This is a genomic window from Nostoc sp. C052, from assembly GCF_013393905.1.
Lineage (GTDB): Bacteria > Cyanobacteriota > Cyanobacteriia > Cyanobacteriales > Nostocaceae > Nostoc.
On record NZ_CP040272.1, the window covers coordinates 5,602,057 to 5,617,753 of the forward strand.

Below are 15,697 nucleotides of genomic sequence, written 5' to 3' on the forward strand. Positions count from 1 at the left end.
TTTTTACTCGGCGCTGCTAACTAATAAAGCAACTGGGAAATGAGCGAGAGCCGATCCGATAGATAGGGTTTCTGTGGACTGTAAGGGTTCCTGAGTTATGACGTTTTTCCAGGTGTGGGGGGTTCCAGGGGGTAGTTGGAGGTGGGTATCTTGCCAAACTGACTCACCTAAGGGGTTGTCTCCTGGCTGGATGAGGCTGGTTAAAAAGCGAGGTGCGATCGCGATCGCTGTTTGATTCCCCTCTCGCCGAGCAAAGGCAATAATATGATTGGCGTAGGTTCCTTGAAGTTCTAATGGTAAATAGTCGCCATCCTGGAATAATGAGACAAAGTTTGTTCTCGCTTGCAGTAATTGAGCCGTTAAAAATAGTTTGATTCTGCCGTCGGTTTTGTGGTTTAGTAACTCCTGAATTAGTCCGAGAATGTCTGCTTTTGCTTGTTCGCGGATGGTGCTTAAGTAAGTTCGTCGCTGTTCAAAATCCACGGGACGGCGATTGTCTGGATCGACTAGGCTTAGTTCCCAAAGTTCGGTTCCCTGGTAAAAGTCGGGTACGCCAGGGGCGGAAATCTTCAGGAGAGTTTGGGAAAGGGAATTAAATATCCCATAGTCGGCAATTCGCTGTTGAAAGGGATGAAAGGCTTCTAGAAATTCCCCGGAGATTGCAGGATCGAGTACTTTCTCAATAAAGGAAGCACAAGCTTCTTCATACTCGCTATCAGGTCGCAACCAGGCTGTATGCACTTTCGCTTCTCTAATTGCCTTTATTATATAGTCCTTCACTCGTTCTACGAAGGATGTATGCTCGTGTTCGGCAAAGGGAAACGCCCCTACCAGAGTTTGATAGAGAAAATACTCGTCGTTGCGATCAGGTATGGCGAACCCTTGGCGATGGCTACGATGTCCTCGATTAATGGCACTCCAAGTATTTACCTGCTGATCCCACTCATCGGGAATTTCTGAGAGGACATTCAATCTGGCCCGCACATCTTCGCCGCGTTTGGTATCGTGGGTGGCGGTGGTGTTCATTGTGTGGGGCCAAGTTGCTTGGTGTTGTTTATTAAAACTATGGAAGTCAGCTACGGAAATCCCAAAATGACCGGGATTACCGCCGACTTCATTTAGCGATAGTAAGCGATTGTAAACATATAATGTGGTGTCTTCAACGCCTTTGGCCATGAGCGGGCCGCTGTATTGCTGCATCCGCAAGACAAAATATATCCACTGTTCGCGTTCTGTTTGAGTTAGAGAATTATCAAACTCTAGAAGCATTAACTTTTCAATAAAGGTTAACTCGTGCTGTAACAGAGGCGTTTGTTCTTTGGCTTGGTGAATTACTTTCTCAATGGTAGCGCGATCGCTATCTCCAATTCCATCGGGCGTAATGTAGGTACGGTAAATTGGGAATAGGGTCAAAACTTCTGCGATCGCTCTTTTGAGTCCATTCAGTGTAAAATCATTACCATAGCGATATTTACTGGAAATGTTCTTTAATAAAAGAGCCAAATTGTCAATATCACCAGCTAAATTCTTTTCCAGTATTAGGTGCTTTTTATCCTTGACTACCGTGGCATAATCTACCCGTGAGCCAATAAAGTTCTGGTAAACTTTATCTAGCTGTGATTGATTTTCTGTTTGACAAAATACGCCATTTACGTAGTTTAAAAAGTCATATCCAGATGTACCTTCGATTCCCCAATTTTCCGGCAAATCTTCGGTGAGTTCTAAAATCTTCTCAACGGTGATATAAACATCACCCATTTTTTCCCGCAGCCTTTCAAGATACTGAATTGGGTTATAAAGTCCATCAATGTGGTCAATGCGTAAACCTGTAAATTTGCCCTCCTCAACCAGCTTTTGAATTAAGCTGTGGGTATTATTAAAAACTCGCAGTTCTTCAACTTTCACAGAAATCAATTCGTTGACAGTAAAGAAACGGCGGTAGTTCATTTCCTCCGCGCCAACCTTCCAGAAGGCAAGACGATAAAATTGATCCTTCAGTAATTCATCTAGGAGGTTAAAGCTTTCGGAATTACCAGGCTCTCCGTTGAAAGTTTCGATATTTTCATCAATGAACTCGCGGATAGCATCATTTGTGGTGTAGAGTTCCCAAACCAAGCCTTTAATAAATGCAATCTGGTCTTGTCGCTGCTTACCCGCAACCTCTGAAGGCACGTTTTTGAGAATGTAGAGAATCCCCAACAGCTTAATAAAATCGGGGTGATTGCGTCCCAGTGTACGAGTGAGTTTCCCTAAATTATGAGTGATAAATTTTGTGTAAGATTCTAACCGCAGTGGCAGTTTTAAGCTGTAATAATTGACAGTTAAACCGTTTTCTTCGTATTGCAGTTGGATGTGTCCGTTTTCCAGGGATGCACCATAGAAATCTCCCAGTAACGGCGCGAGAATTCGCTCTTGGCGATCGCCAAAGGGAGCATTCCAAGAAAGGTCGAAGTAGTCGGTATAGCTGGAATCTGGCCCGTGTTCCAATATATCCATTAAGTAAAGATTTTCGCTGGTATAAGCCATGTGGTTAGGCACAATATCTTGTAACCAGCCCATACCAAGGGATTGAACTTCATCAACTAAGGCATCAAAGGATTCATTAGTTCCCAATTCTGGGTTAAGTTGAGTCGCATCGACTATATCATAGCCGTGCGTACTCCCAGATCGGGCTTTAAAAATGGGGGAAGCATATAAATCGGAAATACCTAAATCTGCTAAATAAGCTGCGATCGCTTTAGCGTTGTCAAAGCCGAACTGGGGTGTAAACTGAATTCGATAAGTGGCGGTAGGAATTCGCATATTTTTTTCGTGGCGAGTGGGAATGAGGGAGATGAGGCAATATGGTTCAGATAAGGTTTTTTGATGATACGCCCTAGATAAAAGACGCGATAAATCTCCGTTTCTACAAGGGACTGAATTATTGTAGAGACGGCGATTTATCGCGTCTCTTGCCTTAACTGACTTGTATTGAGAGATGAGGGAGATGAGGAGGTGGGAGTTTTGAGCATGAACGTTGAACCTTTGAGCTTGAACGTTGCACCTTTGAGCATGAACGTTGAACCTTTGAGCTTGAACGTTGCACCTTTGAGCCTGGAAGTTGCACCTTTGAGCTTGAACGTTGCACCTTTGAGCCTGGAAGTTGCACCTTTGAGCTTGAACGTTGCACCTTTGAGCCTGGAAGTTGCACCTTTGAGCTTGAACGTTGCACCTTTGAGCCTGGAAGTTGCACCTTTGAGCCTGGAAGTTGCACCTTTGAGCCTGGAAGTTGCACCTTTGAACTTGAAACTTTAAGTTCTAACTTTTCTCCTTATCTCCTTTATTTATAAATTTTGAATTATTAACTACCTCATCCCCCTTCATACAGAACTAGACTAGTAGCTTTTACAGTCAGTTCTTGTCCCGCAGACAGATGTTCCGCAGCTTCAGAACCAGGCCCAGACCATGAGGTATCTGCTGAGTCTAATATTTTATGAACATCGTGTTGACTCGGCAAAGTCAGCGTTACTGGCGATGAATTGAAATTCATCACAAATATTAGTTCACTCGATTCGCACCAACGCCGCACAATGACCAACTGTTTATCTTCATCGCTAGTAGCTTGAATGAAATTACGGTCTTGGTTGAGAAGTACTGGATGCGTCTTCCGTAAATTAATTAACTGGCGATACCAATCCCACAGAACTTTGTGCTGTCCTTCATTGCGTAATTGCCAATTGAGTTTAGATTTTAGGAAAGTTTCTACCGATTCGGGATCTGGGGGATCTTCTGCATAGTGAAATGCTTCAAATTCTTCTTTGCGTCCGGCTCGAACCATTTGAATCAAATCAGGATCGGAGTGACTGACAAAGTAAATAAAGGGTGCTGTTTCGCCATATTCTTCTCCCATAAATAACAGGGGTAAGTAGGGCGATAGTAACACAGCGCCAGCAGCTAACTTTAATCCTTCAAAAGAGATCCGCTGACTGAGGCGTTCTCCTTTCATTTGATTGCCGATTTGATCGTGATTCTGAATGCAGACTGTAAACTGTGATAGGGAGCGATCGCGGCAAGATACACCATGAAATCGTTTGCGATCGGGCGAGTATTTCCAATCGTAGACAAAAGTATCGCTATAAGCTTTTGCTAAATCAGCCAACTGCCCAAAATCTTGATAATATCCTTGGCGATCGCCTGTCAAGAGTGTGTGCAGTGCATGGTGAAAATCATCAGCCCATTGAGCATCAATTCCATAGCCACCCAATTCTGCTGGACGAATAATTTGCGGATTATTCAAATCACTTTCAGCAATTAAATGACGTTTCCATCTTTGCCCTTGTTGTGAAAAATGATGAATTGCTTCCGCTAATTCCCATAAAAAATGCTTGGCTCCCAAGTCATAAATTGCTTGAATAGCATCCAGCCGCAATGCATCAATGTGGAACTCGCCCAACCAGTAAAGCGCATTTTGAATAAAATAATTTCGCACACCCTGACTATGGGCGTCATCAAAATTTAGCGCTTCCCCCCACGGCGTTTTATAGGTTTTAGTAAAGTAGGGTGCGAACTGACTCATATAGTTGCCTTCTGGCCCAAAGTGGTTATACACCACATCCAGCACAACGGCGATATTATTTTGGTGACAAGCATTTACCAGTTGCTTAAGTTCGGCTGGGCTACCGTAGGAATTTTGGACAGCAAAAGGATAAACGCCATCATAACCCCAGTTGCGATATGTCAGAGCAGCCTCAACATGAGTGTCTCCCGGAAATTGGGCAATAGGCATAATTTCAATCGCATTGATTCCCAGTTCTCTCAGTTCTGGTAAACGAGGAATAATGGCGGTGAAAGTTCCTTCAGGCGTGAATGTGCCAACATGAAGTTCATAAAAAATCATCGACTCTACAGGAATACCCGTCCATCCTTCATCAGTCCATTCAAAGTGATGATCGACAATTTGCGACGGTCCATGTACCCCTTCCGGTTGATACTGGGATGCGGGATCGGCAAAAGTATCTTGACCATTTAAGACATACCGATAAAGCGTACCCGGATACACATCGTTGACCTTCGTGTGCCAGTATCCCTCAGACTGAGGCTTGAGGGGAATTAACTGCGGTTCTGGCGTCAAAACTTGTACCGTAACGCTATCTAATAGCGGAGACCAAACTGTAAATTCACACTCTCCGTTCCCCAAGTAGTTAGCACCAATTCTCACGCAGTATCCTCCCGTCAGATTCTATGTTCCAATGGTGGCGCGATCGCAAATGTCATTGATTGCACAATGTTTACAAACACGCCAGATAGCATAATGGTTGTTCTTGCAGACTTTTTGCTAGCACCTGGAGGTGGATTTTTGATTAGAAAAAATTCTATCTAATGACAAATAAGCAAGCAGGGCAATACGGTTCGGTTAAGGTTTTGTGATAAAAATTCTAGATCGTCCTACTGTAGAGACGGCGATTCATTGCGTCTCTTGGCTTAACCAACAGCATTGGGAGACAGGAATTTTGAAACCCACGGAGGCAGATAAAGCCTTGTATAGCTGTGTTTTATTTAGCTTTAGTTTGCTTGCAACTTCCATCCACGCAATATGCCGATTCATAAGTACTGGAACGCTTGCCAAATATCGTGTAGCGGTTATCGCGGATTTGTTCGTAAAAGCGATCGCCTGCCCATTTCATCCCTGGTAATGCTCGATAAGCGTCTACAAATGTACTTCCTGCTGGCAATAACCGCCCAATTTCTTCTGCTGCATTGCTACCTTGCCAACGTCTCTGAGGTAGATTGCCATCAATTAAAATCACCCCTTGTTCGCAATCTTGGGCTGTAATTCCCCATCCTAAAAGTGTCTGCTCATCTTGCATTGGAACGTAGCGAAATAAATTTCCCTTGTCTAAGGTTTCTAGCGATCGCACTAGGGTAACGCAGAGATTACAATTCCCGTCGTAGATTACGTAGTAGTTCATTAGAATAACGGCTCTTTGGCAATGAAAAATTAGATGTGTCTAAACACAACTTTGGTATTCTAGCTTAGAAAACTGTAGCGATGAATCTTACTTACTAAATCGCTGGATTTAGATCCCCGACTTCTTAGAGAAGTCGGGATCTGGGCAGCAAAATTTTATTTATCAAATATGCATAATGTCGTCGAGTTTAAGTTGTAAATTTGGCAATATATCAGACAAAATACTATCTCCTAAGCGATATTGTTGCTGCTGGTATACACCGTAGCCCTACCTGCCTCAACTGATAAATTTCTTAACCCAACCGTATTGGGTTAAAACCAACGCCAAATTTATCTATTTTCTTCCAATTTGGTGGCGCGTCTGAATCCTCAATCCTAGAATATCTTCCCATAGACAATTTCTAATTAAAGCTATAGCAATTAAGCTGACAGAGCAACACCTAATTTTTGTATAAATCGCTATATGGTAGATGTCTATATTATTGACCTATTTGTGATAGGTCTACTTTTGCTGATAGTAACGTTAGGGTCAGGTTGGATTACTCGCTTACCTCTTTCTTTTGCTATTATCTATCTCCTGGTTGGTATTTTTCTAGGCCCTTATGGTCTAGGGCTGATTCAATTACGTCGGGATGAAGTTTTTAACACCGAACTGCTGGAGAGAATAACAGAACTGGTAGTCATTATTTCTGTATTTAGCTGCGGCTTAAAAATTGTTCGCCCTCTCAGGTTGGGGATTTGGGATATTACGGTGCGATTGATTGTATTTTTGATGCCAATTTCAATTTTTGCTCTGGCTGCTGTGGGTAAATTGTTTTTAGGAATGAATTGGGGAGAAGCGATTTTATTAGGAGCAATTCTTGCACCTACCGATCCAGTATTAGCATCAGAAGTGCAACTGACCGATGCCAAAGACCAAGATGAGTTAAGATTTGGTTTAACTTCTGAAGGTGGGTTAAATGATGCTTTAGCTTTTCCCTTCGTTTATTTTGGCATTCATGCCTTAGAAGATGACAACTGGGGTAACTGGTTTCAACAGTGGATTACGGTTGATTTAATCTGGGCGATCGCATCTGCCATTATTATGGGAATTGTTGTTGCCAAATCTATAGTTTGGATTGAAAAAAGAGTTCAAAAACTCCGTCCTGCCGACGAGTTAATGGAAGATTTTATTGCTATCAGCACAATTCTAATAACTTATTCATTAACAGAAATGGTTAATGGCTATGGATTTCTAGCAGTATTTGTTGCTGGGTTAGTTGTCCAACGCAGTTACAGAAATCATGAAAAACCGCTAGCACAGTTAGAATTTATTGAACAAGTTGAAAAGCTGCTGGAAGTTGGGACAATTCTACTATTAGGTTCAATATTATTATTGAAACCAATGCTTAATTATGCTATGCAATCTTTGTTAGTGATAATTTTGTTATTCTTGATCATCAGACCTGTAGGAGTTTGGATTAGCACAATTGGTAAACGTCCTCTAGACTCACACCGCCGAACCTTACACCCAGGAACTCGTTGGTTATTGGGATGGTTTGGTATTCGCGGTGTCGGCTCTTTATATTATCTTGCCTATGCCTTTGGTCATGGCTTAAAAGGTCAAGCAGCCGAACAAATTGCTTGGATAACTTACACGACCATTGTAGCTTCGGTAATTGTACATGGAATTAGTGCAACTCCATTAATGAAGTGGTATGAGCGCAACTTTGCTAATCATCAAAAGACTACTCCTCCCACCACAATTGATGAATTTGAGTAAAAGCGATTTTTTATCGCGACAATCTTAAAATTTGGTACGATCTAAAATTTTAAACTTCACCTCAAACCGGAATATAGTTTTGAATGTAACTCCCAACACTAATAGTAAAGGGGTTGGGAGTTATATCTATATTCTCTATTTACCTGTCACTTTTTCAAGAACTTCTTTTGCTTTATCACCAAAAGTTTCTGGAGGATTTTGTGCTTTTTCAGCCTTCAAATTTCTTTCGTAAGTCTTCTCGATAGTATTAAGATTTTTGGAATCTTTTATTGCTTGTTCATAAGCTTCTTCTCGTTTTTCTTCTTGAACGCCAACACCCGGATCGTATTCGTTAGCGCGATTAATTTTTTCTTCAGAATTTGGTTTATACTCTGGAGGTATTAACTTCAATTCTTCAAGAGTAGTTGCATGACCAGCTTGTTGAAATAAAATCAATGAACCTGACAAGCTGATAAAAATCATCAAGCAAATAACCAAAAGGCTTGAACGAAACGCTTGCTTTAAAGTTAATAGAATTTTTTGCATGGTAAAACCCTCATAGTTTTTTGTGAGCTTCTGTCATGTTTAAAGCTCACAGGCATCCTAAATGTTTAGGTACAGTTCTTACTTCTACCGTAGGGTATATTAATTTTTTGCTATAGTTCAGTTGTGACGATAAAATCAGCATTTATCATTCGATTTATCATCCCAGGCTCAAAGTGATGCCTAAATATTTTTTAATAATTAGGGTTTAATAAGATTATTTTGAACTTACATTTATTCCTGTGATGACAAATGTAATGGTTGGGACATGACATTTATTCGATGTGGTCAAGAGTTCTTTGCAGATACTTTAAGAATATCGAAGTCACTCATCTGGCTTGATACTCAATCAAGTAACTAATACTATGTTTACTCAAAAACCATCTCAATTCCGTAACTATTTCCTAAAAGCGATCGCAAAGCAAGCGACTTTTGGAATTGCTCTTCTAGGTATGAGTCTACCACTAGGAATGCAAGCTGTTTATTCCCAGACTCCCCCTAACATAGTTAATTCTAATGTGGTTCAAGCCTGTGTCGATCGTGATGGTAAACTCAAAATTGTTTCCAGTGCAACTGCCTGCCATAAAGACCAGCAACCTCTCAATTGGAATAAGGTTGGTCCGTCTGGACTGCCAGGACTGCCAGGACCACAAGGAGTACCAGGAGCGCAAGGAGTACCAGGACCGCAGGGAACACCAGGACCGCAAGGAACACCAGGAGCGCAAGGAATACCTGGTGTAAGTGGGTATGAACGAGTTGTTATTACAACGGTCAATGAGCAACTGGGTGCGTTTGGAGAAACAGTTCGGTTTGTATCCTGTCCAGCAGGCAAGAAAGTTGTCGGGGGCGGTGGAATTATCTTTAACGCATCAGGTCGCTGGTATGTAGATACATCTGGCCCGTTTTCTGATACCCAGTGGGCAATAGCCTTTGCAAACACTACCGCCAACTTGATTACAGCAGGGCAAATCAGTGTCTCAGCAATCTGCGTTGCCGCAAATCCCTAATACAACCTGCCTTTCCTGTGATGACATTTATTCAATGTGGTCAACAGTTCTTTGCAGATACTTTAAAACTATCGAAGTCACTTATCTAACTTAAATACTCAACAAGGAAGTAATACTATGTCTACTCAAAAACCATCTCAATTGCGTAACTCTTCCCTCAAAGCGATCGCCAAACAAGCTACTTTTGGAATTGCTCTTCTCGGTATGAGTTTACCACTATATACCTTAATGATTGGACAACCAGCGATCGCGGCACATCACCACAAGCAAAAACAGAATCCTGTTATGCCAGATGTTATGCCAACGCCAAACCCAGCACCAGCTGCTCCAAAAAAAATGCCACAAAATCCCACACTAATGGAAAGCTTTTTCTTCCGTTATGACTTTAATCCTCCACCCGTAGTTAATGGTGTGGCTAGTCCTCAATTCTATATTGGTACTGGTTTTGCTCCAGTTGGTAAGTATCATACAGGTCAAACTATCACCATTTTCGATAACACTGGCTTGAAGCAAATTGGTGTCTACACTATTGGGCGTGTCGATGACACAGTGCCATTCAACGCCCAACAAATCAACCAGATAAATATCTCAGAATATGACTGGGGTAATACCCATATTATTCAAGGTACAGGATTAGGCACAAGTACTGGTGCAAATGGCTTAGGTAGCGAATCAGGAAGTCTACTTGCACGGGGACTTGAGGGTTCCAATGCACCCTTTAATAATCAACAAGCAGGTATTCGTAATTATCACTTCTAAAAACTGTGTTACATCTAAGGTAGAGCGATCGCCTAGAATATGACACTTTAATATATAGAAACATCATGGGAAGTTGCATCTACAACTTCCCGATTTTTTAGCTAGAGAAAATGTTTAAAAATAATCCTTAAAGTCTGCCTAGTTAAGTTTTGCTTAATTCTACAATTTTCTCAAACTCGAAATTATTTACTAAACTAGTCAAAGCCATAGCTAAATAAGCATTTTGTTCAGGAATTTGTGTAATTAATTGCATAATTTGCTTGGCATTAACTTTGAGTGCAAAATCATGCAATTGTGCTACCCACTCACTAGGCATCACAGCTATGTCTTGAGGAGTGAGGGAGTCAACAGGCGCAGTCATAAGGCTTTCTCTATGGCTACTCCTAGAATCTTCGGCGTAAATGTAACCTACTCCTAAATGCAGCGCTATCTTTGAAAAGATAACTTCTGTACGAAAAGGCTTACGCACAAAATCGTCACAACCAACTGATAATGCCGTTATTTTGTCTTCTTCAAAAGCACTGCCGCTGAGGGCAATCACAATCGTCGCTGGATTACCTATGGCTTTTATTTGTTTGGTAGCCTCATATCCATTTAACACAGGCATTCGCATATCCATCCAAATTAAATGCGGAGACCAACTTTGCCAAATGTTAATTGCATCTTGTCCATTAATTGCACAACGCACATCAAAACCTACGGGTGTTAGTAACTCCATCATTAGCTGCTGATTTTCTGGTTTGTCCTCAACAATTAAAATTCGATAGGTTGGTTGTCCCGCCAACAGTCCTACAACTTGTCGGCTTGGTGCTGTTTGCTCGATTTGCTCGGTAATAACTGCATAAGTTTGAATATTAAATTTAAAAGTTGTGCCTACGCCTACCTGACTTTCAACAGTCATTTCTCCTCCCATTAATCGAACAAAATTACTACTAATAGCTAATCCTAGCCCAGTACCCTCCTGAGAATTACGACCCGTTTCTGTTTGAATAAAGGGTTGAAATAAGTTTGTCAATTCTTGTGGTGAAATTCCCATTCCCGTATCTGCAACTTCAAAGTTAAGTGTCAGTTTTCCATCGTCGTCATTTGTTATTTCTTGATTTTTAACTACTGACACTCGCAGGATAATGCTACCGTTCGTTGTAAACTTCAGAGCATTACTTAATAAATTTACTAAAACTTGGCGCAGTTTACTTTCATCTGTATGGATGGATTGGGGTAAATTAGGTGCTAATTCAAAGATGAGTTGAATTCCTTTTGACTCTGCTTTTAATTGAAATATTTGTTTTAGCCAATCAAGAAAAGTAGCCAGATGAAAATCATTTGCCTTCAGTGTAATTCTACCTGCTTCAATCTGAGACATTGACAGTACATCATTAATTAAAGTCAGCAGGTGTTCGCCACTCCGAATAATTGTGTCTAGATAACCTTGCAATTGTGAATTCACAGAACTACTACGCATCATCAACTGAGTAAATCCCAAAATGACGTTGAGGGGAGTTCGCAGTTCATGACTCATATTAGAAAGAAACAAGCTTTTAGTTCTGTTGGCGGCTTCGGCTTTAGCTCTGGCGGTTTCGGCTTCTTGAATACTTTCTGCTAGTTGAGCGGTGCGCTGTTCGACTGCTTGAGTCAGATTTTGCTCGCGCATCGCAACTTCACGAGCCATGTACTGGAAAGTACGTGCGAGTTGTCCTGGTTCGTCAGCTTGTCGCGCTACTTTCGTAATGCTGGGAGAATTAAAGCCATCTACTTGCTCAAGAGTAATTGTACTAGCGCCGACTTTTTTAGCGATCGCTGTTAGTTGTCTGAGCGGATAAATTACTGTATGCTTCAAAAAGCGATTAATCAGCCAGATACCAAGGGCAAAAACAGCAATCACAACGCTCATAACTAAAGTCAGGGTTTCCCGCACATGGGCAAAAACCTCATCTGCTGGTACATATATTGTTTGCGCGGCGATGATTTCATTGAGTTTCCAACCAAATCCATTGTTACTCCCGTAACTCTGAATCATACTTTTGGGAGCTAATTCCGGTCGGTCGTGACATTGCAAACAGTTTTTCTGATTTACTGTTAGTGGTTGGGCGATGTAAAACAGGTTTTTTCCATCTTTAGCGCGATATCCAGTTTGCACGGTCAGTTGCGGCTGTTGGCGAAACTGCTGAACCAGTTTGGTTTCAAACTCATCTGCTTGGTCTTGGAGATTGGTCGGATTTAGTGTCGCTTCTTTGTAGAGGAAGCTTTTATATCCTCGATGGGCGCGAAATTGCTCAAAAACTTGCCGCGCTGCAAAACCGGGGACTGTTTGGCGGATAAACTCTGGTGCAGTCAACAGTTGCTTTTCGAGCAGAGGATTAATGCTGTTGTCAGTGTAATTCCTGACAGCGTTCATCGTTTGGGTAAGAATTTCTGCTTTGGTACTAATATCCTCTTCGGCTTCGTGCTTCATTGCTGAAGCCAAGATAATTCCACTCAAGCAAATTCCACCGAGAAAAACCAGTGTAAGTAATAGGGTAAATTTTGTACTTAGTTTCCAATTTCTGAACATTTTTAATGACGATGATTTAAATCTACAGCCCGTATATATTTCATCAACAGCATATAATTTAATTTCAGCTACGTTTTCTTTTTGTAAATGCCTCATGGATGGTACTCAGTTCCTCAAAGGAGACATCCTCATAGTTGATGACACGCCAGATAACCTGCGCTTGTTATCCACGATGTTGATTGAACAGGGGTATGAAGTTCGCAGTGTTACTAATGGCTCAACAGCATTAATGGGGATACAAGCCCAACCCCCTGACTTGATTTTGCTAGATATTAATATGCCAGGGATAAATGGCTATGAGGTGTGCCAACGCTTAAAAGCTAACTCCAACACCCAGGCAATTCCAGTAATTTTTATTAGCGCCCTCAATGAAGTGTTTGATAAGGTGAAAGCTTTTACAGTCGGGGGTGTAGACTATATTACTAAGCCATTTCAAGTTGAGGAAGTTTTGGTGCGGGTTGAGAATCAACTCACAATTTGCCGGTTGCAAGCACAGTTGCTCAAAGCATTACAACAAGAACGGCAACTCAACCAGCGAATCGAAGCAATGGCAACATTAGAAGAGCGTCATCGCATTGCCCGTGATATCCATGATTCTTTGGGTCACGCATTAGTGGCACTTAACATTCAAATGGAAACTGCTCTAACTTTGTGGCAGATTAACCCAGAGCAAGCCTATGAATTTTTGCAGGAGGCGAAACAACTAGGTTCTGATGCCTTAAAAGCAGTGCGGCAGTCTGTATCCGAAATTCGCTCTGATCCATTGCAAGGTCAATTGTTAGAAAAAGCGATCGCGACTCTAACTCAAGAATTTTACCGCACTACTGGCATCCCGCTAGAATGCCAAATTGACTTATCTTATCCTTTATCTAATCAGGTCAATACGGTAGTATATAGAATTATCCAGGAAAGCTTGACTAATATTTGCAAGTATGCATCAGCCACCAGAGTGCAGATTCACATTCAAACGACTGTTGAGGGTTTATTGTTAGTCATTCAGGATAATGGCAAAGGTATGTCGATTGATAGCTCTGGTTATGGCTTCGGACTTCAGGGAATGCGGGAACGCACTGCAAATGTTGGTGGTCAATTAGAAATTACTAGCGAACCTGGTGCTGGTTGTCGAATTACCGCAAGATTTTCGAGGCTGGCAGCATGATTCGAGTTTTAATTGCAGAAGATCAAGAGATTGTTCGACGAGGTTTAAAAACCTTATTGGCAATTAAGCCAGATTTGCAAATTGTCGGCGAAGCAGACAATGGCCAAAGAGCAATTCAACTCATCGAGTCCTTACAAGCCGAATTTCTGCCACCAGATGTAGTACTGATGGATATTCGGATGCCTGTAATGGATGGGGTAGAAGCTACACGCCTAATTTGCGAAAAGTTTCCTGGTATGAAGATTCTTATCCTGACAACTTTTGATGATGCCAAGTATGTCGCTGAGGCGCTGCGCTTTGGCGCTAAAGGCTATTTGTTGAAAGATACACCGACTGAAGAACTAGCGGAGGCAATTCGTTCAATTCACAAGGGTTATACCCAGTTTGGGCCGGGAATTGTCGAGAAGATGATTGCAAATGTGGCAGTTCTAGAAACAGACAAGCAGCAGCTACCCCCAGGTATGACAGAACTCACCCCCAGAGAACGAGAAATTTTACTGATGATTGCCAAGGGTGCTAGTAACCGCGAAATTGCCCAAGCAATCTTTCTCTCGGAAGGGACGGTAAGAAACCATATTAGTAATATCCTTGCACGGCTGAATTTGCGCGATCGCACTCAAGCTGCAATAGTTGCCAACTCTTGCCTATCCTGGTTAGAGAACTCTGAACCGATTATGGAGCTGGAGTGACGAAATGGAGATTTTAGTTGATGTTTGAGGATATAAGAATCTGCGCTAGCAATTATAACCAACTATGAGTAATCTTAATTCCTCGGCTTTGCATTACCTCTTCAAATAAATTTGTTGGTAATGCTTCTTCTACAGCAAAAACACCTGGTTTTTTGAGTTTGCCTTCTAGCAATAATTGGGCAATACTACCCGTACCGCAACCAGAAGCTATGGCTGTATTCTCATGCGCTATAGTTGAACAATAAATGGCAGTTTCACCATTTTTTTGACCTGTAACTTCTGAACGAACTGCTACTCCAATTCCACTAAAATTATTAGTAACATCTGTCATAAAATGGCTGACATGAGACAGAAATTCAATCATGGAACGTTGCTGCATTAACCACTTGGGAAAAACGTGTGCTGCAATCCAAGTTAGATGATTATAAAAATCTGGAACAGAGCCAAACTTAGTAATTACAGTTTTTACTGATGGGAAGGCGTGGGGCAGTGTAAATGTTTCTGGCATATCAAACCAGTAAACTCCACTACGTCTATATGGCGATGGAAACTCAATTAATTCTCTTTCACTATAAGGCTTGACTATATTCCATTTTCCATCTATCCAAGCTTCAAAAGGATACTGTAACCCCAGAAAAGTTGTTCGCATCACTGTAATACCAGCACCACCAGAACCAGAAACTAAATAACTTAAATGGATCTTTTCTGCTTGGTCAAATTGTTCAACTCCCTGGCGTACCATGCTATTAGAAATACCAGGAAAAATGCCAGTGTTAATAATTGCTGTCACACCAGCAGCAGCAGCTTTTTCATGATAATTTAGAGCTTTGCTGGTATAAGAACGGTGGTCGCTGACATCTAAATAATTAACGCCTTGGGCAATACAGGTTTCAAGAACATTAGTATCTCTGTAGTGAAATGGGCCAGCACAGTGAATGACTAAATTAGAGTTTGCGATCGCATCTCGCAACTTGTCAACTTCTGCCAAGTCTAATATCAAAAACTGCACTTGTCCCCCCGAAGACAAGCTAACAGCCTTGCCAAACTCCGCAGAACGCCCAGTAATCGTAATTTGAGCCTGCGTATGGGTAGCGAGATCCTGAGCAACACTGCTACCAATCCGCCCTCGTCCACCAATAATTAAAACGCTGTCTGTCATTACTCCGGGTCAGCAACACTACCCTTATTTCACCAGTTTTGCGTCCCCTTTGCCATCGGTTATAAGTATGATTTATACTGTTTAATAGAATTTTTTCTCTATATAATCTATATAAATAGTTGTAATTGAATTCAGAAGCCAG

At 41.6% G+C, this 15,697-nt stretch carries 12 protein-coding genes and 1 pseudogene; 6 read left to right on the top strand and 7 right to left on the bottom strand.

Annotation, left to right across the window (positions count from 1 at the left end; translation table 11 throughout):
- Positions 1-3: 3 nt before the first annotated feature.
- Positions 4-2,802 carry a malto-oligosyltrehalose synthase gene (gene treY, locus FD723_RS23145; RefSeq protein WP_179067458.1) on the bottom strand — a complete coding sequence of 933 codons (2,799 nt, stop codon included), beginning with the start codon at positions 2,800-2,802 and terminating at the stop codon, positions 4-6.
- Positions 2,803-3,009: 207 nt separating this feature from the next.
- Here treY and FD723_RS23150 point away from each other — a divergent pair, with 207 nt between their 5' ends.
- On the top strand, positions 3,010-3,294 hold the full coding sequence (locus FD723_RS23150; protein WP_179067459.1) for a hypothetical protein: 285 nt from the start codon (positions 3,010-3,012) through the stop codon (positions 3,292-3,294).
- A 55-nt stretch (positions 3,295-3,349) separates the two neighbouring features.
- On the opposite strand, the gene treZ is transcribed toward FD723_RS23150, so the two are convergent.
- From treZ to FD723_RS43015, 3 genes and pseudogenes are all read right to left on the bottom strand, one after another.
- The gene (treZ, locus tag FD723_RS23155; protein ID WP_179067460.1) at positions 3,350-5,197 is read right to left on the bottom strand and encodes a malto-oligosyltrehalose trehalohydrolase; all 1,848 of its coding nucleotides are present in this window, start codon (positions 5,195-5,197) and stop codon (positions 3,350-3,352) included.
- Between the two features lie 334 nt (positions 5,198-5,531).
- Positions 5,532-5,948, bottom strand: coding sequence for a thiol-disulfide oxidoreductase DCC family protein (locus FD723_RS23160; RefSeq protein WP_179067461.1), 417 nt, complete (start codon positions 5,946-5,948; stop codon positions 5,532-5,534).
- 162 nt (positions 5,949-6,110) lie between these two features.
- Positions 6,111-6,209, bottom strand: a pseudogene (locus FD723_RS43015) (Uma2 family endonuclease); the annotation flags it as partial.
- A gap of 201 nt (positions 6,210-6,410) precedes the next feature.
- Here FD723_RS43015 and FD723_RS23165 point away from each other — a divergent pair.
- On the top strand, positions 6,411-7,709 hold the full coding sequence (locus FD723_RS23165) for a sodium:proton antiporter (RefSeq protein WP_179067462.1): 1,299 nt from the start codon (positions 6,411-6,413) through the stop codon (positions 7,707-7,709).
- A gap of 135 nt (positions 7,710-7,844) precedes the next feature.
- On the opposite strand, the gene FD723_RS23170 is transcribed toward FD723_RS23165, so the two are convergent.
- Positions 7,845-8,234 carry a hypothetical protein gene (locus tag FD723_RS23170; RefSeq protein WP_179067463.1) on the bottom strand — a complete coding sequence of 130 codons (390 nt, stop codon included), beginning with the start codon at positions 8,232-8,234 and terminating at the stop codon, positions 7,845-7,847.
- Positions 8,235-8,596: 362 nt separating this feature from the next.
- Here FD723_RS23170 and FD723_RS23175 point away from each other — a divergent pair, with 362 nt between their 5' ends.
- Positions 8,597-9,238, top strand: coding sequence for a collagen-like protein (locus FD723_RS23175; RefSeq protein WP_218651751.1), 642 nt, complete (start codon positions 8,597-8,599; stop codon positions 9,236-9,238).
- Positions 9,239-9,355: 117 nt separating this feature from the next.
- On the top strand, positions 9,356-9,997 hold the full coding sequence (locus tag FD723_RS23180) for a hypothetical protein (protein ID WP_179067464.1): 642 nt from the start codon (positions 9,356-9,358) through the stop codon (positions 9,995-9,997).
- A 142-nt stretch (positions 9,998-10,139) separates the two neighbouring features.
- On the opposite strand, the gene FD723_RS23185 is transcribed toward FD723_RS23180, so the two are convergent.
- Positions 10,140-12,548: a DUF3365 domain-containing protein gene (locus FD723_RS23185; protein ID WP_179067465.1), complete on the bottom strand. Its 2,409-nt coding sequence runs from the start codon at positions 12,546-12,548 to the stop codon at positions 10,140-10,142.
- Positions 12,549-12,642: 94 nt separating this feature from the next.
- On the opposite strand from FD723_RS23185, the gene FD723_RS23190 reads away from it, so the two are divergent.
- The gene (locus FD723_RS23190; protein ID WP_179067466.1) at positions 12,643-13,707 is read left to right on the top strand and encodes a response regulator; all 1,065 of its coding nucleotides are present in this window, start codon (positions 12,643-12,645) and stop codon (positions 13,705-13,707) included.
- The gene (locus tag FD723_RS23195; RefSeq protein WP_179067467.1) at positions 13,704-14,396 is read left to right on the top strand and encodes a response regulator transcription factor; all 693 of its coding nucleotides are present in this window, start codon (positions 13,704-13,706) and stop codon (positions 14,394-14,396) included. The genes FD723_RS23190 and FD723_RS23195 overlap by 4 nt, the downstream gene beginning before the upstream one ends.
- Before the next feature lie 52 nt (positions 14,397-14,448).
- Here the strand turns inward: FD723_RS23195 and FD723_RS23200 are convergent, their stop codons facing one another.
- Positions 14,449-15,555, bottom strand: a complete 1,107-nt coding sequence (locus FD723_RS23200; protein ID WP_179067468.1) for a saccharopine dehydrogenase family protein — start codon at positions 15,553-15,555, stop codon at positions 14,449-14,451.
- Positions 15,556-15,697: the final 142 nt, after the last annotated feature.

Coding starts and splice junctions, on each gene's coding strand:
- treY (WP_179067458.1), bottom strand. CDS start 2,802: ATGCGAATTCCTACCGCCACTTATCGAATTCAGTTTACACCCCAGTTC.
- FD723_RS23150 (WP_179067459.1), top strand. CDS start 3,010: ATGAACGTTGAACCTTTGAGCTTGAACGTTGCACCTTTGAGCATGAAC.
- FD723_RS23160 (WP_179067461.1), bottom strand. CDS start 5,948: ATGAACTACTACGTAATCTACGACGGGAATTGTAATCTCTGCGTTACC.
- FD723_RS23165 (WP_179067462.1), top strand. CDS start 6,411: ATGGTAGATGTCTATATTATTGACCTATTTGTGATAGGTCTACTTTTG.
- FD723_RS23170 (WP_179067463.1), bottom strand. CDS start 8,234: ATGCAAAAAATTCTATTAACTTTAAAGCAAGCGTTTCGTTCAAGCCTT.
- FD723_RS23175 (WP_218651751.1), top strand. CDS start 8,597: ATGTTTACTCAAAAACCATCTCAATTCCGTAACTATTTCCTAAAAGCG.
- FD723_RS23180 (WP_179067464.1), top strand. CDS start 9,356: ATGTCTACTCAAAAACCATCTCAATTGCGTAACTCTTCCCTCAAAGCG.
- FD723_RS23185 (WP_179067465.1), bottom strand. CDS start 12,548: ATGTTCAGAAATTGGAAACTAAGTACAAAATTTACCCTATTACTTACA.
- FD723_RS23190 (WP_179067466.1), top strand. CDS start 12,643: ATGGATGGTACTCAGTTCCTCAAAGGAGACATCCTCATAGTTGATGAC.
- FD723_RS23195 (WP_179067467.1), top strand. CDS start 13,704: ATGATTCGAGTTTTAATTGCAGAAGATCAAGAGATTGTTCGACGAGGT.
- FD723_RS23200 (WP_179067468.1), bottom strand. CDS start 15,555: ATGACAGACAGCGTTTTAATTATTGGTGGACGAGGGCGGATTGGTAGC.